Raw genomic sequence first — 24,697 nt, 5'->3', positions numbered from 1 at the left:
CAGCAGCCACTCGCCGAGAGACCCCGTGACCTCCCACCGTCTGCCCGACAACCCCAGCAGCGACACCAGCAGCGACGCCGTCAGCACCGCGTATGCGCGTGACACCACGGCCGCCGTCCGCGCCACCTACATCGCGTTCACCGGTTCCGGGTTCGCCTTCGCGAGCTGGGCCTCACGCATCCCGCAGGTCCGCGACGAGCTCCACCTCGACCCCGCGCAGCTCGGCCTGGTGCTGCTCGCCATCGCAGCGGGGTCCCTCGTGGCGCTGGGCCTGTCCGGCGCCCTCGTCAGCCGCTTCGGCTCCCGCGCCGTCGTCACCGCGATGGCGGTCGTGCTCGGCCTCGCCCTCGTCGTCGCCGCGTTCGGCTTCCTCGTCGGGGTCCTCCCGCTCGTCATCGGCCTCGCGCTCCTCGGCTTCGGCAACGGTGCGTGGGACGTCGCGATGAACGTCCAGGGCGCCGTCGCCGAGCGCCGGCTGGGCCGGTCGATCATGTCCCGCTTCCACGCCGGGTGGAGCGTCGGGACCGTGGCGGGCGCCCTCATCGGGGCGCTGATGGTCGTCCTCGGGGTCCCGGTCACGGTCCACCTCGCCGTCGTCGGGGTGCTCGTCGCGATCGGTGTCCCGCTCGGCGCCCGGGAGTTCGTCCCGGACACGGAGGAGCCGGAGACGGGCCCGGAGAGCCTGCCGGCGCGCAGCCCGCTCGCGGCCTGGCGGGAGCCGCGGACGCTGCTGATCGGTGTCTTCGTGCTCGCCTTCGCCTTCGCCGAGGGCACCGGCAACGACTGGATCAGCGTCGCGGTCATCGACGGCTACGGCGCCGAGGCAGCGGTCGGCACGCTCGCCTTCGCGGCCTTCCTCACGGCGATGACGATCGGTCGGTGGTTCGGACCCGACCTCCTCGACCGTTACGGGCGCGTCCCCACCTTGCGCGTCTCGGCCCTCGTCGCCATCGTCGGCCTCGTCCTCTTCGTCTTCGGCGGAGTCACCTGGCTCGCGTTCGTCGGCGCGCTGCTGTGGGGCCTCGGCACCTCGCTCGGCTTCCCCGTCGGGATGAGTGCGGGCGCCGACGAGCCCCGGTATGCCGCGGGCCGGGTCAGCGTCGTGGCCTCGGTCGGCTACTGCGCCTTCCTCGGTGGGCCCCCGTTGATCGGCTTCCTGGGCCTCCACGGGGGCGTCCTCCGGGCGCTCGTCGTCGGCGCAGTCCTCCTCGGCATCGCGTGCCTGCTCGCCACCTCGCTGCGTCCGCCGGTGCCCGTCCCCGCCGAGCAGGTGCCAGCCGACCGGGCTTAACATGTGCGGGGGTGTTGAACGCTCGTGTCGCCACATCGTCGTGCCGAAGACCGACCGCTGCCCGCGCAGCCGGCCGGTCGTCCTGACGCGGCCGATCACCTGGTCGGGGTCATCGGGCGCTGCATGGAGGGCGACGAGGGCGCGTTCGCCGAGCTCTACGACCTGACGTCGCGCCGGGTCTACGGCCTGGTGCTGGCGGTCCTGCGCGACCCGGCGCAGTCCGAGGAGGTGGCCCAGGACGTCTTCCTCGAGGTGTGGCGCACGAGCTCGCGCTTCGACCCCGACCGGGGCTCGGTGCTCGCCTGGATGCTGGCCATGTCCCACCGTCGTGCGGTCGACCGGGTGCGCGCCTCGCAGGCGTCGCGGAACCGGGACCAGCGCTACCTCGACGCCAACCAGCAGATCGCCCACGACGCGACGAGCGACGACGCGCTGGCCTCCGTCGAGGCCCTCCGGGTGCGGGCGGCGCTCGAGCAGATCCCGTGGTCGCAGCGCACGGCGCTCACGCTGGCCTACTTCGAGGGATGCACGCACCAGGAGGTCGCCGAGCGGCTCGGCATCCCGCTCGGCACGGCGAAGTCGCGGATCCGGGACGGTCTGGTCAAGCTCCGCGAGCTGGTCCCGCCCACGTCGAAGGAGTGACCGGGACCAGGGGAGGGTCGAGGAGGCGCAGCGTCCCCGCGTCGGCGTCCAGCTCGGCCGCCACCCCGATCGGGAAGGCCTGGAAGTGCCCGCCGTGCCCCACGTCCGCCCACGCGATCACCGGGACCCCGAGGTCCCCGAGGCGGTCGACCAGGACCGGATGGATGGCCTCCACGCCTCCGCAGCCCTCCCAGGTCCCCGCGACGATGCCGGCGACCCCGTCGAGGTAGCCGCTGCGGCGGAGCTGGGTCAGCATCCGGTCCACGCGGTAGTCCTCCTCGGACTCGTCCTCGATCAGCAGGATCCCCCCACGGGCCGGACGGCAGGAGTCGGTGGCCAGCGAGGACGTCAGCAGGCAGAGGTTCCCGCCGAGGGTGACCCCCTGGGCCGTGCCACCGGTGATGGTGACCGACGCGGCATACCGGATGTCCTGCGCCTGCTCGGGTGCCATCAGGCACCGCAGCATCGAGGCGAAGGTGTAGGCCTCGGCGAACTCCCCGCAGGCCACCATGCCGCTCATCAGCGAGGCCCATCCCAGCCGGACGCCGACCGCTTCGAGGATGGCGGTGACGTCGGAGTAGCCGACGAGGATCTTCGGTGCGACGTGCTCGAGGCCGCTCCAGTCCATCAGCTCGAGCGTGCGCTGGGCTCCGTAGCCACCGCCGGCGAAGATGATGCCGGCGACCGTGTCGTCGAGCAGGGCCGCCCGCAGGTCCGAGGCCCGCAGCTCGTCGCTGCCGGCGAGGTAGTGCCGGACGTCGCCGGCGGCCCGGGCCGACTCGTAGACCACGGGCACGAGGCCGACGAAGGTGAGCGCGTCCAGGCCCACCGGCAGGCGGAGCTGGTCGGGGGGGCTGCTGGCGGTGAGGACGGCGACCCGGTCACCGGCCCGCAGGGCAGGGGCACGACGCAACGACGTGGGTATGCGGGGGGTGGAGTCGCTCACGAGGAAGGTGACCTTTCGTCGAGGGAGAAGGCGCTGCGCGGTGGTCGGCCACAACTCGGTGACGGCCCTTGACGTCGCCATCGGGAGGGCACCAGACTCGGCAGCGCGCGAGACCACGCTCCGCGGAGATAACGTTATCCCCCCCGCTCGGTTGGCGGCGCAGTGAGAGGACCGGATGGCACACACCCTCACGCCGACGCCCGACGTGGTGGTGGCCGAGGCCGTGGAGCTCTGCTCCCGGCTGATCCGGTTCGACACGTCCAATTTCGGCGGGGGGAACGCCCGCGGTGAGCGGGCGGCCGCGGAATGGGTCGCCGAGCGGCTCTCCGACGCGGGCTACCTGCCGGAGATCTTCGAGGCGGCACCCGGCCGGGCCAGCACGGTGGCCCGGATCCCCGGCGTCGATCGCCTCGCGCCCGCCTTGGTCGTGCACGGCCACCTCGACGTGGTCCCGGCCGAGGCGGCCGACTGGAGCGTCGACCCGTTCGGAGGCGAGGTGCGCGACGGGGCCGTCTGGGGCCGGGGCGCGCTGGACATGAAGGACATGGACGCGATGATGCTCGCCGTCGTGCGGGCCTGGGCCCGTGAGGAGTTCGTCCCGCCCCGTGACATCGTGCTCGCCTTCGTCGCCGACGAGGAGGACCGGGGAGACCTGGGCGCAGGGTTCCTGGTGGCGGAGCATCCCGACCTGTTCGAGGGGGTGCGCACCGCGATCGGGGAGTCCGGCGGCCACTCGGTGCACCTCCCCGACGGGACGCGCCTCTACCCCGTCGCCACGGCGGAGCGCGGCTCGGCCTGGATCGACCTGACCGCGGTCGGGCCGGCCGGACACGGGTCCCTGCACCATCCCGCCAACGCGGTCGCGCGGCTGGCCCGTGCCGTCGCGCGGCTCGCCGACCACGAGTGGCCGCCCCACCTCGTCCCCCCCACGTCGGTTCTCCTCGACGGCCTGAGCGCCCACCTGGGCGTCACGATCGACCCCAACGACCCGGCGAGCCTGGCGCAGCTGGGGGAGGCTGCCACCCTGGTGACCTCGACCACCGCGAACTCGGTGAACCCGACGATGCTCTCGGCCGGCTACAAGCACAACGTGGTGCCGGGGTCCGCCACGGCCGGCATCGACGGACGGATCCTGCCGGGCACCGAAGAGGAGTTCTTCGAGGCGCTCGACACCCTGATCGGCGAGGGCGTCTCGCGCGCGTTCGTCAACTTCTCCCCGCCCGTGGCGGCCGGCGACGAGCAGGGGGAGTACGCCGCGATGGCCGACGCGCTGCGAGCGCACGACCCCGCGGCGCTCGTCCTGCCCTACTGCATGGCGGGCGGCACCGACGCGAAGGCCTTCGCGCGACTCGGCATCGACTGCTACGGCTTCGTGCCGGGTCGCACGCCTCCCGGATTCCCCTCCGACAGCTACGTGCACGGCGTCGACGAGCGCGTCCTCGTCGACAGCCTCGCGTTCGGTGTCGGTGTCCTCGACACCTACCTGCGCACCGCCCCCGCCCCCGCCCCACTCGATCAGAGCCGTAACCAGCAGAGCCGCACTCACCAGAGAAGAGATCGCCCATGAGGGTTGGCACCGTTCGGCACGACCCCCGAGGACCCGGCCGGGTCCGTCGCCTCGTCGCGGTCGCGCTGGGCGGTGCGTTGCTCGTGGCCGCCGCCGTCGGCCTGGGGACCGGACCGGCGTCCGCCGCCGCGTCCGACACCAACCTGACCGTGACGATGGACGGGTCGGGGATCGACACGCTCAACCCCTTCCTGTCCTTCTACAACGGCGCGCTCAACACCTTCGGCCTGATCTACCCGTCGCTGAACTCCCTCGGCAAGGACGGGGTGCCGGGTCCCTACCTGGCCAAGAGCTGGACCACCTCCGACGACAAGCTCACCTGGACCTTCACCGTCCAGGACGGCCTGAAGTGGAGCGACGGCCAGCCCATCACGGCCGAGGACGCCGCCTGGACCTTCAACCTGATCATGACCAACCTCACCGCGGCCACCGCGAACGGCTCGTTGGTGGCCAACTTCGCCTCCGTGACGGCTCCCGACGCGACGACGCTGGTGGTGAAGACGAAGCAGCCCCAGGCCAACATGCTCTACGTCAGCATCCCCGTCTCGGGGATCCCCATCGTCCCGAAGCACGTCTGGAGCGCCCACGTCGCCGACCTCAAGTCCTACAAGAACGAGACCTACCCGGTCGTCGGCTACGGCCCGTGGCTCCTGCAGACCTACCAGACCGACCAGTTCGAACGCTTCACCGCCAACAAGGCCTTCCGCCTCGGCAGCTCCGGCGCGCCGAAGTTCGACACCCTCGTGGTGCAGCTGCTGAAGAACTCCGACGCCTCCGTGGCCGCGCTCAAGAACGGCCAGGTCGCGGACACCTCGGTGAACGCGAAGCAGTTCGACGTGCTCAAGGCGGACACGAAGATGACCGCGGTGCAGGAGGTCGGCAACGGCTGGACCGGGCTGGAGATCAACGGTGGCGCCAGGACGAAGAGCGGCAAGGCCATCGGGACGGGCAACCCGCTCCTCGGCGACCCGCAGGTCCGCTCGGCCATCCACTGGGCCATCGACAAGAACAAGCTGCTGACCAACGTGCTCGGCGGGAAGGGGGTCGTGGGCAACGGCTATCTGCCCCCGGCATACCCGCAGTGGTCCTGGAAGCCGGCCGCGGCCGACGCGGTGACCTACGACCCGGCCAAGGCCAACTCCATCCTGGATGCGGCCGGCTACACCAAGGGCGCGGACGGCATCCGGGTCGACCCCAGGACGGGCAAGAAGCTGGACTTCCGGCTCGGTATCCACTCCGACAGCGCGAGCGACGCGCAGATCTCCCAGTTCCTCAAGGGCTGGCTCACCGACATCGGGATCAGCATCCGGATCGACTCGCTGAGCTTCGCCCAGCTGAACAGCAACCTGTCCCGGGCCGACTGGGACATGCTGATGGACGCGTGGACGACCGGGCCCGACCCGACCTACCTGCTGTCCATCCAGACCTGCGGGACCCTGCCGGACGACACCGGCGCGAACGGCAACACCGACGCGTTCTACTGCACCCCGGAGTACGACAAGCTGTTCGCCCAGCAGGTCGTCACCCTCGACGCGACCGAGCGGGTGAAGATCGTGGCCCAGATGCAGGACATCCTCTACCAGGCCAACTACGACATCATCCTGTTCTACGGCGACGGGCTGGAGGTCTACCGCAACGACCACGTCTCCAACCTGCTCTTCGGCCCGCCGAGCTCGACGGGGCTGCACCCGGCGCAGTCGGTGTTCTGGAACTACCTGGACGCGACCCCGCCGGGAGCCGCGTCAGCCGCACCGGCCGCCTCGTCGTCGAAGACCGGGCTCGTCGTCGGAGGGGTGGCGGTCCTGGTCGTCCTCCTCGCCGGCGCCTTCGTCCTCCGGCGCCGGTCCACCTCGGACCTTCGCGGGTAGCTCGTGTCCATCCCCCCCGACGTCCTGCTCGGCGAACCGCTCGCCGCCGACCCCACCCCGGACCCGCCCTCGGGCGCGTCCGGAGGCGCGTCCCGGGCCGGCGCCCTGTGGTTCTACGCGCGCAAGCTGCTGGCCGCGGTGGTGAGCTTCTTCATCACCCTCGTCATCGGCTTCGTCCTCTTCCAGCTGATGCCCGCCGACCCGGTGCGCGCCCTGACCCAGGGCCGTCCGACCAGCGCGGCCCAGATGCAGGCGCTGCGCGACTCGCTGGGGCTGGACAAACCGCTGTGGCAGCGGTTCGCGAGCTTCGTCGGCGACACGCTGCACGGCCGGCTCGGCTTCTCCTGGCAGTTCCAGGAGCCCGTGGCGTCGCTCGTCGGGTCGCACCTGTGGCCGACGGTGCTCCTCATGGGCGTGTCGACGGTCATCTCCGTCTCGCTCGGGCTGTGGCTGGGCATCCGCAGCGGATGGCGCCAGGGCAGCGTGTTCGACCGGATCTCCTCCGGCGTCTCGTTGACGCTGTGGAGCGTCCCGACCTTCTGGCTGGGACTGCTCCTGCTCGTCGCGTTCAGCGTCGGCTTCGGCCCGATCCCGAGCCTGTTCCCCGCCGACGGGATGAGCGACCCGTCCATCGCCGCCGCCGGCTGGCCGCACGTGGTCGACGTCGCGCGGCACCTGGTGCTGCCCGTGGCGACCCTCGTGCTCGGGGACTACGCGCTCTACGTGTCGATCATGCGGTCCTCGCTGATCGACGAGATGGACAGCCCCTACCTGCTGACCGCGCGGGCCAAGGGCCTGTTCGACTCCGACGTGCGACGCAAGCACGCCGTCCCCAACGCGCTGCTGCCCGCCGTGACGGTGATCTTCCTCCAGATCGGCGGCATCATCGGCGGCGCGGTCACGGTCGAGACCGTCTACTCGTGGCCGGGGCTGGGCTACCTCACCTACCAGGCCCTGAAGGTGCCCGACCTCCCGCTGCTGCAGGGTACCTTCATCATCTTCAGCGCCTCGGTGATCATCATGAACCTCGCCGCCGACGTCCTCTACCGCTTCCTCGACCCCCGGGTGCGTGCCCAGTGACGGCTCCCACGCGCGGTCGGACGCGCGCCGAGGAGCCGGCCGGCGAGGCCGCAGCACCCCCGCGGTATGCCGCGCTGCGCCGCTTCGCCCGCGGCTACCTGCGCCGCCCCTCGGGGATCGTGGGCCTCGTGATGCTGCTCGCCTTCGCCGTGGCGGCGCTCGTCGCCCCCTCGTTCATCCACCCGCACGACCTGGACGTCACCCGGGCCAGCGGTGCGCTGATGGCGCCGCCGACCGGGGCATACCCGCTCGGCACCGACGAGAACGGCCGCTCGGTCCTCTTCCTGGTGATCTGGGGCGCCCGCGCGTCGTTGTTCATCGGCGTCGTCGCGACCCTGATGACGGTCTTCATCGGCGGCACCATCGGTCTGGTCGCCGGTCACTACCAGGGCCGGGTCGGCGCGCTCCTGATGCACGTCACCGACTGGTTCATCGTCCTGCCGAGCCTGCCCCTGGCGATCGCCCTCTCGGTGGTGCTCGGCCAGGGCGCGTCGTCGATCATCATCGCGATCGCCATCACGTCGTGGACGGGCACCGCGCGCCTGGTGCGCGCCCAGACCCTCGCCGTGGGAGCCCGACCCTTCATCGAACGAGGCCGCGCGCTCGGCGCCAGCGACCCCCAGATCATGGTCCGCCACGTCCTGCCCAGCGTGCTGCCGCTGATCCTCGTCTCGTCCATCCTGACCATCGGGTCGGCCATCCTCGCCGAGGCGACACTGACCTTCCTCGGCCTCGGGGACCCGACCACCGTCTCGTGGGGGTCGATGCTGAACTCGGCGTTCGCGCAGGGAGCGGTCACGGTCGGCGCGTGGTGGTATCTGCTCACCCCCGGCATCGCGATCCTGTTGGTGGTCATGGGGTTCACCCTCACCGGACGGGCGATCGAGCACGTGCTCGACCCCCGGATGGTGGACCGGGCATGACGATGCTAGAGGTGCGCGACCTCACCGTCACCTACCGTTACGGCGGTGCCTCGCTCGCCGCGGTCCGGTCGGTGGGCTTCACTCTCGACGGAGGGGAGATCCTGGGTGTCGCGGGGGAGTCGGGCTCGGGGAAGTCGACCATGGCCCTGAGCCTGGTCCGCCTGCTGCCACCCGGAGCCGGGATCACGGGTCAGGTGCTCTTCCACGGAGAGGACCTGACGACGGCGACCTGGGGCAAGCTGCGGGCGGTGCGCTGGGCGCAGGCCTCCCTGGTCTTCCAGGGCGCGATGAACGCCCTCAACCCCGTCCGCAGCGTCGGCGAGCAGATCGCCGAGCCCATCCGGCTGCACGAGCGGGTCGACCACCGGGCCATCGGCCGGCGGGTGGCGGACCTGCTGGACAGCGTGGGGGTCTCCTCGCGGCGCGCGTCCGCCTATCCGCACGAGCTGTCCGGCGGTCAACGGCAGCGCGTGATGATCGCGATGGCGCTCGCCTGCCGGCCGGACCTGATCATCGCCGACGAACCCACGACGGCTCTCGACGTCATGGTGCAGGCGCAGATCCTGCAGCTGCTGACCGACCTCGTGGCGCAGTCCGACATCGCGGTGATCATGATCAGCCACGACCTGGCGATGCTGGCCGACACCTGCGACCGGCTGGCGGTCATGTATGCCGGCCGGTTGGTGGAGAGCGGGCCTGCCGGCCAGGTGTTCGCCGAGCCCCGACACCCCTACACGCAGGCGCTGTCCCGGGCGTTCCCGCGGGTCGGCGACCCGACGTCGCGCCGGGCTCCCGCCAGCCTGCCCGGCGAGCCCCCCGCTCTGGGCGCGGTCGGCGACGGGTGCGCGTTCGCGCCGCGCTGCAGCCTGGTCATGCCCGACTGCCTGACCCGCGACATCGAGCCGTGGCCGAGCGGCCCCGGTCGGGAGGCCGCCTGCCTCCTCGTGCTGCCGGACCCGGCGGTCGTCGGTGAGGACGGCCCGCGCGTCGGTGAGCGCCACCCGCGCGTCGGCGCGTCGGACTGATGACCATCGACCGGGCCGCGCCTGCCGGAGCATCGCCCACCGGGGGAGCTGCGCCGCCGGCCCTCGAGGTGCGGGATCTCCACGTCACCTTCCCGTCCCGGCGGGGACGCGGTCCGGCCCGTGCCGTCGACGGGGTCAACCTCACCGTCGGAGCCCGCGAGATCGTCGCCCTGATCGGCGAATCGGGTTGTGGCAAGAGCACGCTCGCCCGGGCGCTCGTCGGGCTGGTCAAGCCCACCAGCGGGGAGGTCCTCTATCGCGGGACGACCCTGGGCTACTCCAACGCCGCCCTCAAGGCCTACCGGCGGCATACCCAGCTCGTCCTGCAGGACCCCGGCGGCGCGCTCAACCCGCGGCAGAACGTCTTCGACGCCGTCGCCGAGGGGCTCCGTCTGCACAAGGACACCGACCGGCTCGGCGCCCGCGTCCACCGCGCGTTGTCGCAGGCGGGGCTCCGTCCGCCCGAGCAGTTCCTCGAGCGATATCCCCACAACCTGTCAGGGGGACAGCAGCAACGCGTGGTCATCGCCGGTGCCCTGGCGCTCGAGCCCTCCGTGATCGTCGCCGACGAACCCGTCTCGTCGCTCGACGCCTCCGCCCGGGGGGAGATCCTGCGCCTGTTCCTCGACCTGCGCGACACCCTCGACCTGTCGGCTCTCGTGGTCAGCCACGACCTCGGCCTGGCCTGGAACATCGCCGACCGCGTCGCCGTGATGTACCTCGGCCGTATCGTGGAGGTCGGCACCGTCGAGGAGGTGCTGCTCGAGCCGAAGCACCCCTACACCCGCTCGCTGCTCTCCGTGCTGCCCGGCACGCTGTCCCACCGGCGCCCGATCCTGCTGACGGGCGAGCCGCCCGACCCGACCGCGATCCCGGCCGGCTGCCGGTTCCATCCCCGTTGCCCGGCGGCCGCGGAGCTCGCCCCCCACGACCCCCGCCGCGAGCTCTGCCACAGCCGGGCCCTGCCGCCGTTGACCGGCACCGGGCGACCGACCAGCGTGGCCTCGTGCCACCTCATCCCGTCACCCGTTCCGAGCCCGTCCGGCGTCGGCTGACGGCCGGACCGCCACCTGCGCCGCCAGACATGCAGAGGGCCACGGGCTGACCCGGATTGCCCCGGTATGCCGCGCCCGCTGGCCCCTTCTGTACGTCTGGCTGACCGGGGTCAACTGCGGCCCGGGGAAGCGCGGGTCCGGTCCCCAACCACCTGACCTGGGTCAGGTTGTCGAGGACCATAGTGACACAACAGTTTTCAGGCCGCGCCGCGCCGAGGCGTGCTCGAAGGCCTGCCCCACGTCCTGGAGGGCGAAGACGTCGGACACCACGCTGGCGACATCGATGCTCGTCGCGGCGAGGTGGATCGCCCGGGGGTAGACCTCACCCATCCGGCGCGACATCACCAGGGTCAGGCCCTTGCGCCGGGCGGTCGAGGCCGTGAACGTCGTCAGGTCGCCGTCGGGGATCCCGACCAGGACCACCCTCGCCCCGGGGCGGGCGGCGTCGAGGGCGGCGCCGACGGCTGCGTCGCTGCCCGAGACCTCGAAGACGACGTGGGCGACCGACTGCACAGCGACGATCTTCGCGTTGTCGGCAGCGGGGGAGTGTGCCTCGTCGGCGCCGTGCTCGAGCGCCGCCCGGCGGCGGTGCTCGAGGGGTTCGACCGCGATGACCCGGGCGGCGCCGCAGAGCCGGGCGAGCTCGATCAGGAAGATGCCGATCGGTCCGCAGCCGACGACGGCGACCGTCGCCCCGAGCCGCAGGTGCGAGAGGTCGACGGCGTGGATGGCGACCCCCAGGGGTTCCAGCGCGGCGACCGCGGCGTCGCCGAGCTCGTCGGGGACCGGGTGCAACAGGCGGGTCGGCCAGGTCATGATCTCCCGCAGACCGCCGTCGCAGCCGCCGTGGCCGGCGAAGACCACGTCGGGGCAGAGGTTCGCGTCGCCGGCCCGGCAGGTCGCGCAGTGCTCGCAGGGGATGGCGGGGTCGATGGCCACTCGCTGCCCGGCATACGGGCCAGAGAGCGCTCGCCCTCCCATCTCGTGACCGAGGGCCAGCGGCGCGGTCAGCCGGGCGTCGCCGATGGCGCCCTCGGAGAACCAGTGCAGGTCCGACCCGCAGATCCCCACGGCGCTGACGGCCACGGTGCTGTGGTCGGGTGGCGGCGGACCGGGCGCCGGCTCTTCCACGAGCCGCAGGTCACCGGCCCCGAAGAGTCGGGCGACCTGCATCGTCTCGGTCCCTACGACGGTCTCCACGCTGCGACGTTCCTCTCCTGGACGGCCAACCCCCTTCGAGCAACACGCCCCGGTCGGATCGTGTCCCGGTGGGCGCAGCCCGACGATATTAGCGCCCGCCCGATGCAGCGCCGGCCCTCGAGCCCGGCGACCGGGGACTGTCGACCGGCACGAGTCCGGTATGCCGGCCGGTCGGGGCGGCATACCGGGCACCGGCCGGTCCTGTGACCCCTGCCGGCCCCACCATGTCAGGTCGGGGGACGACCGACGGCGGCGAGCGAGCGGTCGGTGAAGGTGACGACGAGCATGAGGGCGCCGACGACGACGGTGAAGGCGGCGAGCTCGTGGAGCCCGGCCGTGTCGGCGCCCTGACCGAGGAACGCGCCGTTCGCGGCGGAGGCGATGATCGCGCCGAGGTAGAGCGAGGTGCGCAGCAGCCCGGCCGAGGAGCCCATCCGCTCGGGCGACGCCTGGTGGTAGACGGCGTTCTGGTTGGCCAGGCTGACCAGTCCCTGGGGGACGCCGATGACGAGGACGACGACGACCAGCAGCCAGATGGCGCTCGTCGAGCTCACCAGCAGCAGCAGCGCGCAGCCGACGACGGAGGCGACGCCGCCGACCACGAGCTTGCCGCGGATCTGTGGCCGGCGGCCCGTCGTCGAGGACACGGCGATCGCCGTCACGAACATGGGCAGCAGCAGGAGCCCGGCCTGTGAGGGGCTGAGTCCGCGACCGGCCTCGAGCCACTGGGTGAAGCCGTAGAGGAACGCGTAGGAGACGATCGCGCTGAGCAGGTTGCGGGCATACGTGGTGACGAGGGGGCGGTTGCCGCGCAGGATGCGCAGGTCGATGAACGGGCTGGCCGCGCGACCCTCGACGCGGGTGAAGGCCACCGCGGCGGCGACGGCGACCGCCACCAGCCAGGTCCGGGAGACGTGCGGTTCCATCAGGAAGAGCAGTGCGGCGACGAGGGTAACGGCGAAGAGGCCGATGCCCGGCAGGTCGAAGCGGGCGAGCCCGCCCACGGCGGAGGATGTGGCAGCGGAGGGTGTGGCGGCCCGGCCGCGCGGGAGCCGGCGGGCACCGAGCACGAGGCACGCGAGCGAGAGCGGGATGTTGACGGCCATCGTGCTGCGCCACCCGCCGAGGCCGATCAGCAGACCACCGAGGGTGGGCCCGATCACGGCGATGGTCTGGCTGGAGACCGCGAGCAGGGTGAGGACGCCCGCCGGGCTGGACTTGCCGGTGCGTTCGGCCTCGCTGCGGATGAGAAACATCGCCGCGGGGTAGCCGGCGCAGGTGCCGAACCCGAGGAGGACGCGGGCGGCCACCAGCCACCAGAGACTCGGGGCCAGCACCCCACCGAGGCCCGCGAGGCCGACCATCGCCGTTCCGACGAGGTAGAGCGGGCGCGGGCCGTAGAGGTCGACGAGGCGCCCGACGACGGGTTGGCCGATGGCCGTGGCGAGGTAGAGCGCCGAGACCAACCAGGCGGTCTGGGACGGCGGGGCACCGAGGTCGAGACCGATCGGCACGAGCGAGACCGCGATGATCGAGGAGTTGATCGGGTTGAGGATCGACCCGAGGATCATCGGCGCGATGAGGCGACGGTCGAAGGCCGGAGAGGCCTCGCCCTGGAAGCGGCTGCGGACCCGGGCAGCGAGCGACACGGCGCCTCCCGGCTTTACTTAGGTATACGAAGGATTCCCTTCGGTATACTAAGTGCCTATGCGGCGACAGGCAATCCGGGACGACGGCACCATCGACGACGGCGTGAGCGATCTCGGTCACGCGGTGAAGTCGGCGGTGAGCCGCCTCTACAGCCGGTTCCGCTCCGAACGCCCCGACGGCGACCTGGGCGACGGCGCCCTCGAGGTGCTGGCGCTGCTCGACCGGGGCGGACCGCAGACCCTCACCGCGCTGAGCGAGCACCACCGCGTCACCCCGGCCTCGATGAGCCAGACCGTCAACCGGCTGGCCTCGGTCGGGTATGCCGTGCGGGCTCGAGACCCCGACGACGGACGGCGGGTCATCATCCGGGCGACGCCGATGGGCAAGCGGCTCTCCCAGGCCGCCCGGACGAGGCGCAACGCCTGGATCGACGACCGGCTCGGCGAGCTCTCGGACGACGAGCGCGAAACCCTCGCCGCCGCCGCCGTCATCCTCAAGCGGATCGCCGACGCCTGAGACGGGTCGTCGACAGGTGGGACGACAACAGGTGGGACGACGACAGGTGGGACAACGACAGGTGGGAGAACGAGAGTGAGCGAGCCCGACGGCATACGGGACGACGGCGCACTGGCCCTCGTCACCTCGGACCTCGACGAGCTGCGCGACCGGTGGCGGGTGCTGGATGCGGCGATCCGCACCTGGTGGCCCCTCGACGTGCACACCGCCACGGACGACGACGTGCGGGCCGACCCCGAGGGGACGCTGCTGCCGCTGCCCTACCCCTATGTCTCGGCCGGGGGCTCGGAGGCGGACTTCCCCGAGATGTTCGGGTGGGACACGCACTTCATCAACACGGCCCTGCTGGCCCACGGTGAGGTGGATCAGGTGGAGCGCCACGTGCGCAACCACATCGCGATGATCGAGCGCTACGGCATGGTCCTCAACGGCAACCGGACCTACTACCTCTCCCGGTCCCAGCCTCCCCTCCTCGCCGAGTCCGCGCGACGGCTGCTGGAGCAGCGCTTCGACCCGGGGCTCGCCCGCCTGGTCGCCCGGTGGTGCGCCCACGAGTACGAGACCTACTGGTGCGCGGACCACCACACGACGCCGGTGGGCCTGGCCACCAACCGCGACCTCGGTGGCAGCCGGGAGCGGATCGAGCTGGCGAGCGAGAGCGAGACCGGGCTGGACTACACGCCGCAGTTCGGCGGTGACGTGAGGCGGTGCACGCCCCTCATCACCAACTCCTGCCTGGTGCGGGCCGCGGGTGCGCTGGCCTGGGTCAACCGCCAGCTCGGGGACGAGCAGGAGGCGGAGCGGTGGGAGGCGGAACGCGTCCGCCGGGCCACCCTCATCGACGAGCTGTGCTGGGACGAGGAGGCCGGGCTCTACCGGGAGTACGACTTCGTGGCCGGGACCCAGGTGCCGGTCGCGACCGTCTCGAGCCTGTGGCCGCTCTGGGCCGGGGTGTCCGACACCGACCGCGCCGCGCGCGTCGTGGCAGGACTGGGTCGCTTCCGGCATCCCTTCGGCCTGACCTCGACGGACCGGCCCTATCCGAGCCCGCACCCGGAGTTCCACCACCTGCAGTGGGAGTTCCCGGCCGGCTGGCCGCCGGAGCAGCTGATGGTGGGCGAGGCGTTGCGGCAGTACGGGTTCGAGCGGGAGGCGCGCGAGCTCGCCGTCTCGTGGCTCCGGCTCCAGGTCGGAGCCTGGGAACGGACCGGCAAGCTCTGGGAGAAGTACAACGTCGTCGACGGCACCCTCGAGCTCCCCGTCGAGCGTTACCCCTCGGTCGGGCTGCACGGGTGGTCGTCCGCAGCCGCCGTCGTCCTCGGCCGAACGGCCTTCGGCGGTCCCTAGGCCTTGACGGCAGGGTCACTTGATGGTTCGCTGCTCACAGCGCATACCGGACAAAAACCCCAAAAAGGAATAAAATGGAATCTCGAACGGTGACGCGACGTGGCTTCACGACCATCGCTGCGGCTGTGGCGCTCGGCGCCCTCACCGGACTCGGTCGGGCTGATGCCACGAGTCGCACGACCAGCGCGAGCAGCGCGAGCAGCGCGAGTCGCCCGCGGCGCACCCCCCGCGCCGCGAGCCCGATGGCGCCCCTGATCCGGTCGGGGACCCAGCTGCAGGTGAAGGGTGCCCAGGACCGGCTGTCGGGGATGAACGCCTACTGGGTCGGGCTCGACGACAACGTGCGGGATGCCTCGGGAGCTCCGACGTTCCCGGGGCACAGCGCGCTGGCCAACGCCTTCACCGCGATGCGGTCGATGGGCGCGAGCATCGTCCGCGCGCACACGGTCGGGGTGAGCGCCGGCACGCCGCAGAGCTTCTCGCCCGCCGCCGGCAGCTACGTCGCCGCCAACCTCGACAGCGCGGACTACGCGGTCTACCTCGCCGGGCTCCATGGCATCTACCTCATGGTCCCCGTCGTCGACCAGTGGAACTACTACCACGGCGGCAAGGGGGTCTTCGTCCACTGGGCCTACCAGCAGAACGGCTCCGGCCTGGTCGACGTCCCCGGACCGGCCCACCTCTTCGACGGCGACGGATCCGAGAAGGGCGCCACGGAGGAGGACCAGTTCTTCGCCGCCACCGCGGGGGGCCTGCGGATCCGGGCGCTGTTCACGGACTACCTCACCCACCTGATGGCGCACGTGAACCCTTACACGGGTCTCTCCTACGCCGACGACCCCACCATCGCGATCATCGAGACGGGCAACGAGATCTATCCCGCCACCGCGGAGTGGACGCAGGCGATCGCCTCCCACCTGCGCACGATCGCCCCGCACAAGCTGATCGCCGACGGGTCGGCCGCCACCGACCTGGCGGTGTCGAACGCCCCCGGGCTCGGGGTCGCGGAGGTCGACATCGTCGGGAGCCACTACTACGCCCACGACAGCAGCTGGGCGCCGGCGCCGATGATGACGTATGCCGCCCGGCTGGACGCCGACGTCGCGGCCGCCACGAACGCGGGCAAGGTCTTCGTCATGGGCGAGTACCCCTGGACGCGCTCGGACGGCGACCAGTGGTGGGCCAAGATCGAGGGAACGGGCGCCATCGCGGCCGACCTGGCCTGGACGTTCGTCGGGGGTCAGGAGGTGCACGGGGGCGGCTTCGGCAGCGACGACTACCCGGTGCACCAGCCCTTCATGGGGAGCCAGGAGCAGCAGTGGGGTCCCGTGCTGGCGCACCACGTCGCCGCCGTCTCGAGCGTCTGACGTCAAGAACCCATTAGCGCGCGCGCCGACCGCCGGCGGGGGGTGTATCCCTGACGTATGGAGAGCTGGCTCGAGCGCAACCGGACGTGGTTCCTCCTCGTCGCCGCCGTCATCCCTGCGGCCGTCGCGGGGCTGCTCGCGCTGGTGCGCGACCACCTCAGCGCGGCCACGACCGTCCTCGTCCTGGTGCTCGTCATCGTGGCCGTGTCGGCGACCGGCGACCGGATGGCGGGGCTCACCGCCTCGGTCTCGAGCGGGATCTTCTTCGACCTGCTGCTGACCCAGCCCTACGGCAACCTCGCGATCAGCGACCCCAACGACGTGGAGGCGTTCGCCCTCCTGGTGGCCGTCGGTGTCGCCGTGACCGAGCTCGCCCTCTGGGGACGCCGGCAGCAGGCCCGGGCCAGTCGCAGCACCGGCTACCTCGACGGCGTCCTCAGCGCCGCCGAGAGCGTCGCGTCGCGCAACCCCGAGCCCGAGAGCCTGGTCGCCCTCGTGCGCACCCAGCTGACCGACCTGCTCGGCCTCGACGACTGCCGCTTCGTGCCGCACGCGGCCTCGCCCCGGGTGATCATCCGCCCCGACGGGACCGTGGTGCGCGGCGGCAAGGACTACGACATCGCGCGGCACGGGCTCCCGACGGACGAGGAGATCACCCTGCCGGTGCGCGTCGGGGGGACCACGGTCGGGGCGTTCGTGCTCGTCGCCGCGACCCGGGTCCGGCGCCCGCGCAAGGAGCAGCTGCGGGTCGCGGTGCTGCTCGCCGACCAGGTCGGCTCGGTCGTCAGTCGCTCACGGGACTGAGCCCGCGGCATACGGGCCACTGCGTCCGGGCCACTGCGTCCGCGCCGTCGGCACACCGGTGTCGCGACGGTGCGGACGTTGCGTGGGGTGCGGCTAGACCCAGCTCGGGAACCACATCCGCGCGCGCCAGAAGTCCTCGGGGATGACCTGCGCGGTGTAGAGCGGGTAGAAATAGGCGAAGAGCACCACGCTGAGGACCACGAAGCCCCCGGTGATCCCCATGCCGACCCGGTGCCGACCGCGGGATGCCCGTGGCCCGCCGATGAGCAGGCCGAGGACGTAGACGCAGGCGAGGACGACCCAGGGCACGAAGGTCACGGCGTAGAACGAGTAGATGGTGCGGTCACCGAGCGCGAACCAGGGCAGGTAGCCGCCGACGAAGCCGGCCAGGATCGCACCGGCGCGCCAGTCCCTGCGCAGCGCCCACATGAAGAGCAGCACGACGATCGCCAGGGTCCCACCCCACCAGATCGACACGGTGCCGATCGAGGTGATCGCCTTCGAGCAGACCGCGACGGTGCAGCCGTCGGCGCCCTTCTTCGGGCCCTCGTAGAAGAACGACGTGGGGCGGCCCTGGATGAGCCAGGACCACGGGCTGGTCTTGTAGGGGTGGAAGGAGGTCAGGTGGGTGTGGAACTCGAGGATCTGGGCGTGGTAGTTCCACAGCGACCGCACCGGGCCGGGGATCCACCCCCACCGCGTCGAGCCGTGGGTGTCGGCCCAGTGCCGGTTGTAGCCGTCGCTCGAGACGAACCACCCCCACCAGGTGAGGCAGTAGGTGACGACGGTGGTGCCGACGATGGAGACGAACGCGACCGGGGCGTCCTTCACCAGCCACGCCGTGCGCCACCCCGGTATGCCGGCGGCTCGGCGAGCGCCCATGTCCCACAACACCGTCATCAGCCCGAAGGCGATGACGAAGTAGACCCCCGACCACTTCGTCCCCGTGGCCAGGCCGAGGCACAGCCCGGCCGCCCAGCGGGAGGGACGCCAGCCCATCGACGGGCCGAAGCGCCCGAGCCGGTCCTGCGAGAGGGCCGAGACGCGGGTGGCGAGGACCCTGCGTGAGGCGTCGCGGTCGATGAGCAGGAAGGCGAAGCCGGCCAACCCCCAGAACATCACGATGAGGTCGAGCAGGCCGGTGCGCGAGTGGACGAAGTGGTGGCCCTCGAAGGCGAGGAGGATCGCGGCGACGGTGCCGAGGAAGGACGAGTGGAACAGGCGACGGGCGACCCGCCCGAGCATCAGGATCGACAGGGTGCCCAGCACGCAGACCGCGAAGCGCCAGCCGAACGAGTTGTCGATGCCGAAGAGCTGCTCGCCCCAGCCGATGAGCCACTTGCCGACGGGCGGGTGGACGACGAGGTCGCCCACCGTCGGGTCGTAGACGGTGCGCACGTTGCCGGCCGTGAAGTTCTGGTCGATCTGCTTCGCGGCGTCGAGAGAGGCGTTGTTCCGCATCTCGACCCCGAACAGGATCATCGACCAGCCCTCCTTGACGTAGTACGTCTCGTCGAAGACCAGCTGGTGGGGGTTGCCGAGGTTCCAGAAGCGCAGGATGCCGCCGATGACCGCGGCGGCCAGCGGGCCGAGCCAGCCGAGGAGACGGTCGGTCGGTGGGCGGCCCAGGAGGTGTTCGCGCAGCCGGAGCTCGCGCCCGTGGCGGGCGGGTGGGGCCGCCGCGTCGCTCGGGACGGCTTCGTCGGCCTCGAGGACTGCGGTGGCCGCGGTGGGTGCGGTCACTGCAGCCACGAGAGGTGGCTCTTCAGCAGGGTGTAGCCGATGAAGGCGACGATGTCGAGGATGCTGTGGGCGACGACGAGCGGACCGACCCGCCGCCACCGCAGGTAGACCAGGACGAAGACGACGCCCATCACGGCGTTGCCGATGAAGGCCCCGAACCCCTGGTAGAGGTGGTAGCTGCCGCGCAGCAGGGCGGACCCGACGACGATCGCCGGCAGCGCCCAGCCGACCTGGCGGAGCCGGGTGACGAGGTAGCCGACGACGATGACCTCCTCGAGCACGGCGTTCTGGATCGCCGAGAGCACGAGGACGGGGATCGTCCACCAGGCGCCACCGAGGTTGGCCGCGGCGACCTGCGTGTTGATGCCGATGGCCCGGGCGACGAGGTAGAGCCCCAGCCCCGGGACGCCGATGAGAGCGGCCAGGGCGAGACCGCCGGCGGCGTCGAATCCTGGCCGCTGCCAGTCGAGTCCGAGGAAACGACTGGGAGAGAACGGTGCTGGTGGTTCGACCCGGCGCATCAGATAGATCGCGGCGGCCACCGGGACGAGCGCCACGGCGATGGCGGTCAGCTGGTAGGCGAGGTCGAGGTAGGGCCGGTCCGGGGTGACCGAGTTGTTGAGCGACGACGACTGCTGGGACAGGGCCACCTGCTTGGTGAGCCGGTCGATGATCTGCAGCACGGCATACACCGCGGAGGCGCCGAGCGAGAGCCCCAGCACGATGAGCACCTCGCGGCGCAGCAGGCCGCGTCGCTCCGTGGGCACCACGGCCGGAGCGGCGCCCAAGGGGGTCTCGGCCGTGACGGACATGCGGGCACTCTATGCGGCGCGGCTGGGGTGACAGGGAGCGCCCGCCCGGCGAGGCGTCGGGCGGGCGCGGGCCCGTGGGGGAGGGCCCGGTGGGCGCGGCCCGTCAGCGGGCGTCAGGCGGTCTCGTGCAGGCCTGACGACGGTGGCGGGTCGGTCCGGAGAATGAGGGGCAGGAGTCCGTGGACCTGGTCGGCGAGGGTCGCGAGGACGCGCTCGCCGTCGTCGTCGCGGTCGTTGCTCGCAGCGCCGTAGCCCAGCAGCGCCTGCTGGAAGACCCCGTCGAGCATGCCGTATGCCGCCGCGGGGCCGGCGACCGACTCGCGTCCGGACAGCTCGGCATACCGCGAGACCACTCGCCAGATCATCTCCTCGAGGGTGCGGTCGATCATCGTCACGGCCTCCCGCAGGGACTCCTCGAACATGCTCTGCGCGCGCAGGTCGTACCACAGGCGGTGCATCGGGGCCTCCTCGCGCAGGGTCTCCTGGAGCTTGGCGGCGAAGGCGTCGAGCAGTCCCTCCGCCGTCGTCGCGTCGGCGACGAGCGCGTCGTAACGGTGCACGCAGCGGGCCTTGTAGTAGCGCACGCAGTAGATGATCAGCTCGAACTTGTCGTGGAAGTAGTAGTGCACGACGCCGTGGCTGAACTCCGAGTTGTTGGCGATCGCGCGCAGGCTCGACCTGGCGTAGCCCAGCTCGCCGAGGGTCTTGAGGGCCGACTCGGCCAGGTGGTTGCGCCGCTCGTCGACCTTGTCGATCTGGCGCACGGTCCGGGCGACGCGGCGGGTGGCGGTGGACGTCACGAGCGGCCTCCTTTCCCGGGGGACGGCGGTGGACAGGGGCGACGGTCGTCAGGACTCGATCGTACGCGGCGACGGGGGATTTGCACCCCCCGATCTTGACGAGTGTCCAGCAAGGTCTTGACAGGTGTCCGGGGAAAACTTGACACTCGGCACGTCAGGCGCCGCACCCGCTGGCGCCCCATTCGACAAAGGAGTCGACATGACTGTTTTCGACCTGACCGGTCGCAAGGCACTGGTCACCGGTGGAGCCCAGGGCCTCGGAGAGGGCATGGCCCACGCTCTCGCGGCGGCCGGCGCACACGTCGTCGTCGCCGACCTGCAGGACGAGCTCGGCGCCCTGGTGGCGAAGTCCCTCGGAGAGGGACACGGGTTCGTCCACCTCGACGTCACGGACGACGCCAACTGGGAGTCGGCCGTCGCCGAGGCGACCGCCCTGCTGGGGGGCCTCGACATCGTCGTCAACAACGCGGGCATCGAGATCACCAGCCTCATCGTCGACCTCGACCCCGACCAGGTGCGCCGCCAGCTCGAGGTCAACCTGCTCGGCACGGCCCTCGGCATCAAGCACGCGTTCCGCACCATGCGGCCCGGCGGGGCCGCCGGCAACGGCGGCGCGATCATCAACACCGCATCGGTCGCGGCCACCATCGCCTTCCCCGGCATCGCGGTCTACTCCGCGACGAAGTCCGGTGTCGACCGGCTGACCCGGGTCGCCGCGATGGAGTCCGGCAAGCTCGGCTACGGCGTGCGCGTCAACTGCATCTATCCCGGTCTCGTGCCGACCGCCATGGGCGCCGGTCTGGCCAACGACGTGGCGGCGATCGGGCTCTTCGCCTCGCCGGAGGAGGCGGTGGGGGCCGTGATCGAGCTGACGCCGGCGGGCCGGCTCGGCGAGGTGTCCGACATGGCCGACGCGGTGGTCTTCCTCGCCTCCGACGCGGCCCGTTTCGTCACGGGCGCCGGGCTGGCCGTCGACGGCGGGATGGGGATGTGAGCCCGGACGTCGTGGATCGCGTGCTGACCGAGGAGGATCGCCGGCTGACCGAGGAGAGATGAGGGGCGGCGCGGTGCGACTCAGCGACTACCTCGACAAGGGGGCGTCCCTCGGACCGGACGCGCCGTGCCTGACGACCGACGGCCGGACCAGCACCTACGCCGAGGTGCGCGCGCTCAGCGTGCGCATCGCGGCGGCGCTGGCCGGCCGCGGTGTCCGGCCCGGGGCGAAGGTCGCGATCCTCTCCGCCAACGACCCCGTGGCGTTCACCTGCGTCTTCGGGATCAGCCGCGCCGGCGCGGTCTGGTGCCCGATCAACCCGCGCAACGAGGCGGCGGAGAACCGCGACCTGCTCGACCTCGCCGACTGCAGCGTGCTGCTCTTCCAGGAGCACTTCGCGCCGCTGGTCGCGAGCATCCGCGGCGACCTGCCGAAGCTGGAGACACTCGTCTGTCTCGACGGTGAAGCCCCGGATTCCCTGACGTGGGAGCGGTTCCTGGCCGGGGGCGCCGAGGACTGGTCCGAGCCCGAGCCCCCGACGACGTCGCGATGATCGTCGGCACCGGGGGCACGACGGGCCGGCCGAAAGGGGTGCTGCTGACGACCCGCAACCTCGAGACGATGACCGCGATCACGCTGATGAGCTATCCCTTCGAGGGCCGGCCCGTCTACCTCGCCCTCGCGCCGTTGACCCACGCCGCCGGCGTGCTCTGCTTCCCGGTCCTCGCCGAGGGCGGTGAGATCGTCATCATGCGCGCCCCCGACGTCGGCGGCTTCCTCGACCTCGTCGAGCGCCACCGCGTCACGCACACGTTCCTCCCCCCGACGTTGATCTACATGGTCCTCGACCACGAGCGGCTGCCGGCTGCCGATCTGTCCTCGCTGCAGTGCTTCTGGTACGGCGCCGCGCCGATGTCGTCGGCCCGGCTCGAGGAGGCTCTCACGCGAATCGGCCCGGTCATGGCGCAGCTCTTCGGGCAGACGGAGGCGCCGATGATGATCTCGACGATGTCGCCGGCCGATCACTTCCGGCCCGACGGATCCGTGGCGCAAGAACGTCTTTCGTCCGCCGGACGTCCCAGCCCGCTGGTCACGGTCGCGATCATGGGCGACGACGGGTCGCTCCTGGCGACGGGGGAGCGCGGCGAGATCGTCGTCCGCAGCTCGCTCGTCATGGCCGGCTACTACCGAGACGAGCGCGCGAGCGCCGAGGCCGCGGCATACGGCTGGCACCACACCGGTGACATCGGCTACCTCGACCCCGACACCTATCTCTACATCGTCGACCGGGCGAAGGACATGGTGATCACCGGCGGCTTCAACGTCTACTCCACCGAGGTGGAGCAGGCGCTGATGCAGCACCCGGCGGTGCAGGACTGCGCCGTCGTCGGGCTGCCGGACGACAAGTGGGGCGAGCGGGTCACGGCCGTGCTCCAGCTGCGAGCCGGGCGCGAGGCCACCGCCGCGGAGATCACGGCCTTCGTCAAGGGGCGGATCGGCAGCGTCAAGGCTCCGAAGCAGGTCGAGGTCTGGGACGACCTGCCCCGGTCGAAGGTCGGCAAGGTCCTCAAGTCCGAGATCCGGGCCCGGCTCCTCACGCCGTCGGAGGTGCCCACGGGGTGAGCCAGGCGGTCGCGGGCCAGCCCTCGCGGCCGGCCAGCAGCTCGTACATCGTTGCCCCGTCGAGGGATTCGCGGACGATGTCGCCGTGCCCCGCGTGCCGGGCGACCTCCTCGATGATGTGGAACAGCACCCAGCGCACCGACCAGGCGTCGATGTCCCTGGGGAACCACGGCGCGCCCTGCGGCACCGGGACGGGGGCATCGAGGTCGAGGTCGGCGATGGCGTCCTCGCTGGCCGTCGCCATCGCGTCGAAGTCGGCGAGGAGGTCCTCGATCCGCTGGCCGGCGGGGTCCCAGTCCTGGCCGTAGTCGGCCATCTGCTCCTCGAAGGGCCGGGTGTCGGCGGCGGGCACGTCGGGGGCAGCGAGAGCCCGCTCCAGCCAGCCACGCTCCATGACCGTCACGTGCTTGACCAGGCCGGCGATCGTGATGGCACTGGATGACGGTGTGGCGTGGGCCTGCTCGTCGGTGAGGCCGTATGCCGCGCCGCGGATGCCGTCGTGCTGCTGGGCGAGGAACGCGCGCAGCGCCTCGTGCTCGGTCGCGACGGGGGGAGGGTTGCCGGGCACGTGGTGCTCCTTCGGTCGGGGTGGTGGCTGCTTGCGTCCGCGTCAGTGGGCGCGAGAGGCAACGTTGACACGGACGCAGTGGTGGATCAGGGGGTGCGGTGGACCCAGAGGTCGCGCAGCAGCGCGATCTCGGCGCCGTGGTGGATCAGCTCGCGGTTGAGGTGGAGCACGATCACCGTGCAGGGCTCGTCGGCGAAGGGACCCTCGGAGGAGCCGCAGGGCTCGTCGAGCCCGGCGACCCCCCAGCTGCGCACGCCGTCGACCCACGCGGCATACGCGCTGTCGAGCTGCTCGAGCGCTTCACCCGCCGTCGCGGCGTAGGTGTGGGTGTTGTGGTCCACCGCCGGGCCGCCGAAGTGGCCGTGGACCCGGCCGAGGAGGCAGCCCACGATGATGTGCGCGAGGCGCCAGGCGATGGTGGTCACGGGTGCGGGCTGCGGAGCAGGATGGGTGCCGTCGATGGTGACGTCCCCCTCGTTGCCCACCGGGAGCGCCGGGTCACCGGTCACTCGACGGCGGAGGTTCCACGAGCCGGGCACCGGCTCCCAGAAGTACTCCTCGTCGCTCAGTCCCTCGAGGCGGGGTCGCAGCTGGGCGGTCCAGTGCCGGTCGAGCTGCTCGACGAGGAGGGTGTTGAGGTCACGGGGTGGGCTGGCCATGACGCCATCGTGGCAGGGCCACAGGACAGATCCTGTCCTGATGAGGGAAACCTCGGCCCGGTGAGGACAAAGGTCGCGGTGGACGCCGGCCGGCGGGGAGTGTTGGCCTCCCTCCAAGGGGGTCAACGCTCCCCGTGGAACTCGGCGTTGCGTTGGTGCCTCTGCGAGTCCGGTGGACACGTCGGAGTACTCGCGGCTCCCGATACGGCTATCCGGC

The 24,697-nt window shown here is 71.6% G+C and carries 23 protein-coding genes; 15 read left to right on the top strand and 8 right to left on the bottom strand.

Annotation, left to right across the window (positions count from 1 at the left end):
• The first annotated feature begins 25 nt into the window (after positions 1–25).
• Positions 26–1,291: an MFS transporter gene (locus tag Q0R63_RS19920; RefSeq protein WP_295701318.1), complete on the top strand. Its 1,266-nt coding sequence runs from the start codon at positions 26–28 to the stop codon at positions 1,289–1,291.
• Between the two features lie 123 nt (positions 1,292–1,414).
• The gene (gene sigK / locus Q0R63_RS19915) at positions 1,415–1,933 is read left to right on the top strand and encodes an ECF RNA polymerase sigma factor SigK (RefSeq protein WP_295701316.1); all 519 of its coding nucleotides are present in this window, start codon (positions 1,415–1,417) and stop codon (positions 1,931–1,933) included.
• Here sigK and Q0R63_RS19910 read toward each other — a convergent pair.
• Positions 1,893–2,879: an LD-carboxypeptidase gene (locus Q0R63_RS19910; RefSeq protein WP_295701313.1), complete on the bottom strand. Its 987-nt coding sequence runs from the start codon at positions 2,877–2,879 to the stop codon at positions 1,893–1,895. The genes sigK and Q0R63_RS19910 overlap by 41 nt on opposite strands.
• Before the next feature lie 175 nt (positions 2,880–3,054).
• On the opposite strand from Q0R63_RS19910, the gene Q0R63_RS19905 reads away from it, so the two are divergent.
• The 6 genes from Q0R63_RS19905 to Q0R63_RS19880 are packed head-to-tail and all read left to right on the top strand — an operon-like array spanning position 3,055 to position 10,397.
• The gene (locus tag Q0R63_RS19905) at positions 3,055–4,446 is read left to right on the top strand and encodes a M20/M25/M40 family metallo-hydrolase (RefSeq protein WP_295701310.1); all 1,392 of its coding nucleotides are present in this window, start codon (positions 3,055–3,057) and stop codon (positions 4,444–4,446) included.
• Positions 4,443–6,314, top strand: a complete 1,872-nt coding sequence (locus Q0R63_RS19900; protein ID WP_295701306.1) for an ABC transporter substrate-binding protein — start codon at positions 4,443–4,445, stop codon at positions 6,312–6,314. Before Q0R63_RS19905 ends, Q0R63_RS19900 begins: the two co-directional genes overlap by 4 nt.
• Before the next feature lie 3 nt (positions 6,315–6,317).
• Positions 6,318–7,394 (top strand): ABC transporter permease, encoded by a 1,077-nt coding sequence (locus Q0R63_RS19895; RefSeq protein WP_295701304.1) that lies wholly within the window; start codon positions 6,318–6,320, stop codon positions 7,392–7,394.
• Positions 7,391–8,317, top strand: a complete 927-nt coding sequence (locus Q0R63_RS19890) for an ABC transporter permease (RefSeq protein ID WP_295701302.1) — start codon at positions 7,391–7,393, stop codon at positions 8,315–8,317. Before Q0R63_RS19895 ends, Q0R63_RS19890 begins: the two co-directional genes overlap by 4 nt.
• On the top strand, positions 8,314–9,342 hold the full coding sequence (locus tag Q0R63_RS19885; protein WP_295701300.1) for an ABC transporter ATP-binding protein: 1,029 nt from the start codon (positions 8,314–8,316) through the stop codon (positions 9,340–9,342). Before Q0R63_RS19890 ends, Q0R63_RS19885 begins: the two co-directional genes overlap by 4 nt.
• Positions 9,342–10,397 (top strand): ABC transporter ATP-binding protein, encoded by a 1,056-nt coding sequence (locus tag Q0R63_RS19880; RefSeq protein WP_295701298.1) that lies wholly within the window; start codon positions 9,342–9,344, stop codon positions 10,395–10,397. Before Q0R63_RS19885 ends, Q0R63_RS19880 begins: the two co-directional genes overlap by 1 nt.
• Before the next feature lie 162 nt (positions 10,398–10,559).
• Here Q0R63_RS19880 and Q0R63_RS19875 read toward each other — a convergent pair whose 3' ends face one another.
• Positions 10,560–11,597: a zinc-binding dehydrogenase gene (locus Q0R63_RS19875; protein ID WP_295701295.1), complete on the bottom strand. Its 1,038-nt coding sequence runs from the start codon at positions 11,595–11,597 to the stop codon at positions 10,560–10,562.
• A gap of 227 nt (positions 11,598–11,824) precedes the next feature.
• Positions 11,825–13,246, bottom strand: a complete 1,422-nt coding sequence (locus tag Q0R63_RS19870; protein ID WP_295701292.1) for an MFS transporter — start codon at positions 13,244–13,246, stop codon at positions 11,825–11,827.
• 58 nt (positions 13,247–13,304) lie between these two features.
• On the opposite strand from Q0R63_RS19870, the gene Q0R63_RS19865 reads away from it, so the two are divergent.
• The 4 genes from Q0R63_RS19865 (at position 13,305) to Q0R63_RS19850 (ending at position 17,281) form a co-directional block, all read left to right on the top strand.
• Positions 13,305–13,763, top strand: coding sequence for a MarR family transcriptional regulator (locus Q0R63_RS19865; protein ID WP_295701289.1), 459 nt, complete (start codon positions 13,305–13,307; stop codon positions 13,761–13,763).
• A gap of 75 nt (positions 13,764–13,838) precedes the next feature.
• The gene (locus tag Q0R63_RS19860; RefSeq protein ID WP_295701284.1) at positions 13,839–15,110 is read left to right on the top strand and encodes a trehalase family glycosidase; all 1,272 of its coding nucleotides are present in this window, start codon (positions 13,839–13,841) and stop codon (positions 15,108–15,110) included.
• 89 nt (positions 15,111–15,199) lie between these two features.
• The gene (locus tag Q0R63_RS19855; protein WP_295701281.1) at positions 15,200–16,477 is read left to right on the top strand and encodes a hypothetical protein; all 1,278 of its coding nucleotides are present in this window, start codon (positions 15,200–15,202) and stop codon (positions 16,475–16,477) included.
• A gap of 57 nt (positions 16,478–16,534) precedes the next feature.
• Positions 16,535–17,281, top strand: a complete 747-nt coding sequence (locus Q0R63_RS19850; protein WP_295701278.1) for a DUF4118 domain-containing protein — start codon at positions 16,535–16,537, stop codon at positions 17,279–17,281.
• A 93-nt stretch (positions 17,282–17,374) separates the two neighbouring features.
• On the opposite strand, the gene Q0R63_RS19845 is transcribed toward Q0R63_RS19850, so the two are convergent.
• From Q0R63_RS19845 to Q0R63_RS19835, 3 genes are all read right to left on the bottom strand, one after another.
• Positions 17,375–19,024: a phospholipid carrier-dependent glycosyltransferase gene (locus tag Q0R63_RS19845; RefSeq protein ID WP_295701274.1), complete on the bottom strand. Its 1,650-nt coding sequence runs from the start codon at positions 19,022–19,024 to the stop codon at positions 17,375–17,377.
• Positions 19,021–19,836, bottom strand: coding sequence for a CPBP family intramembrane glutamic endopeptidase (locus Q0R63_RS19840; RefSeq protein ID WP_295701272.1), 816 nt, complete (start codon positions 19,834–19,836; stop codon positions 19,021–19,023). The genes Q0R63_RS19845 and Q0R63_RS19840 overlap by 4 nt, the downstream gene beginning before the upstream one ends.
• Positions 19,837–19,949: 113 nt before the next feature.
• Positions 19,950–20,636: a TetR/AcrR family transcriptional regulator gene (locus tag Q0R63_RS19835; protein WP_295701270.1), complete on the bottom strand. Its 687-nt coding sequence runs from the start codon at positions 20,634–20,636 to the stop codon at positions 19,950–19,952.
• Positions 20,637–20,835: 199 nt separating this feature from the next.
• On the opposite strand from Q0R63_RS19835, the gene Q0R63_RS19830 reads away from it, so the two are divergent.
• Genes Q0R63_RS19830 through Q0R63_RS19820 form a run of 3 tightly spaced genes read left to right on the top strand, consistent with a single transcriptional unit; the run spans position 20,836 to position 23,253 of the window.
• Positions 20,836–21,630 carry an SDR family oxidoreductase gene (locus tag Q0R63_RS19830; RefSeq protein WP_295701265.1) on the top strand — a complete coding sequence of 265 codons (795 nt, stop codon included), beginning with the start codon at positions 20,836–20,838 and terminating at the stop codon, positions 21,628–21,630.
• Positions 21,631–21,688: 58 nt separating this feature from the next.
• On the top strand, positions 21,689–22,183 hold the full coding sequence (locus Q0R63_RS19825) for an AMP-binding protein (protein ID WP_295701264.1): 495 nt from the start codon (positions 21,689–21,691) through the stop codon (positions 22,181–22,183).
• On the top strand, positions 22,180–23,253 hold the full coding sequence (locus Q0R63_RS19820; RefSeq protein WP_295701262.1) for an AMP-binding protein: 1,074 nt from the start codon (positions 22,180–22,182) through the stop codon (positions 23,251–23,253). Before Q0R63_RS19825 ends, Q0R63_RS19820 begins: the two co-directional genes overlap by 4 nt.
• Here the strand turns inward: Q0R63_RS19820 and Q0R63_RS19815 are convergent.
• Both Q0R63_RS19815 and Q0R63_RS19810 read right to left on the bottom strand, forming a co-directional pair.
• Positions 23,225–23,821, bottom strand: a complete 597-nt coding sequence (locus tag Q0R63_RS19815; RefSeq protein WP_295701260.1) for a DinB family protein — start codon at positions 23,819–23,821, stop codon at positions 23,225–23,227. The genes Q0R63_RS19820 and Q0R63_RS19815 overlap by 29 nt on opposite strands.
• Positions 23,822–23,907: 86 nt before the next feature.
• Positions 23,908–24,480, bottom strand: coding sequence for a DinB family protein (locus tag Q0R63_RS19810; protein WP_295701257.1), 573 nt, complete (start codon positions 24,478–24,480; stop codon positions 23,908–23,910).
• Positions 24,481–24,697: the final 217 nt, after the last annotated feature.

This window comes from Lapillicoccus sp., from assembly GCF_025353065.1.
Lineage (GTDB): Bacteria > Actinomycetota > Actinomycetes > Actinomycetales > Dermatophilaceae > Lapillicoccus.
Note: the sequence above shows the minus strand (reverse complement) of the source record. Positions and strands in the feature narration are given on the sequence as shown.

Coding starts and splice junctions, on each gene's coding strand:
- Q0R63_RS19810 (WP_295701257.1), bottom strand. CDS start 24,480: ATGGCCAGCCCACCCCGTGACCTCAACACCCTCCTCGTCGAGCAGCTC.
- Q0R63_RS19830 (WP_295701265.1), top strand. CDS start 20,836: ATGACTGTTTTCGACCTGACCGGTCGCAAGGCACTGGTCACCGGTGGA.
- Q0R63_RS19850 (WP_295701278.1), top strand. CDS start 16,535: ATGGAGAGCTGGCTCGAGCGCAACCGGACGTGGTTCCTCCTCGTCGCC.
- Q0R63_RS19885 (WP_295701300.1), top strand. CDS start 8,314: ATGACGATGCTAGAGGTGCGCGACCTCACCGTCACCTACCGTTACGGC.
- Q0R63_RS19820 (WP_295701262.1), top strand. CDS start 22,180: ATGATCGTCGGCACCGGGGGCACGACGGGCCGGCCGAAAGGGGTGCTG.
- Q0R63_RS19880 (WP_295701298.1), top strand. CDS start 9,342: ATGACCATCGACCGGGCCGCGCCTGCCGGAGCATCGCCCACCGGGGGA.
- Q0R63_RS19840 (WP_295701272.1), bottom strand. CDS start 19,836: ATGTCCGTCACGGCCGAGACCCCCTTGGGCGCCGCTCCGGCCGTGGTG.
- Q0R63_RS19905 (WP_295701310.1), top strand. CDS start 3,055: ATGGCACACACCCTCACGCCGACGCCCGACGTGGTGGTGGCCGAGGCC.
- Q0R63_RS19900 (WP_295701306.1), top strand. CDS start 4,443: ATGAGGGTTGGCACCGTTCGGCACGACCCCCGAGGACCCGGCCGGGTC.
- Q0R63_RS19865 (WP_295701289.1), top strand. CDS start 13,305: ATGCGGCGACAGGCAATCCGGGACGACGGCACCATCGACGACGGCGTG.
- sigK (WP_295701316.1), top strand. CDS start 1,415: ATGGAGGGCGACGAGGGCGCGTTCGCCGAGCTCTACGACCTGACGTCG.
- Q0R63_RS19825 (WP_295701264.1), top strand. CDS start 21,689: ATGAGGGGCGGCGCGGTGCGACTCAGCGACTACCTCGACAAGGGGGCG.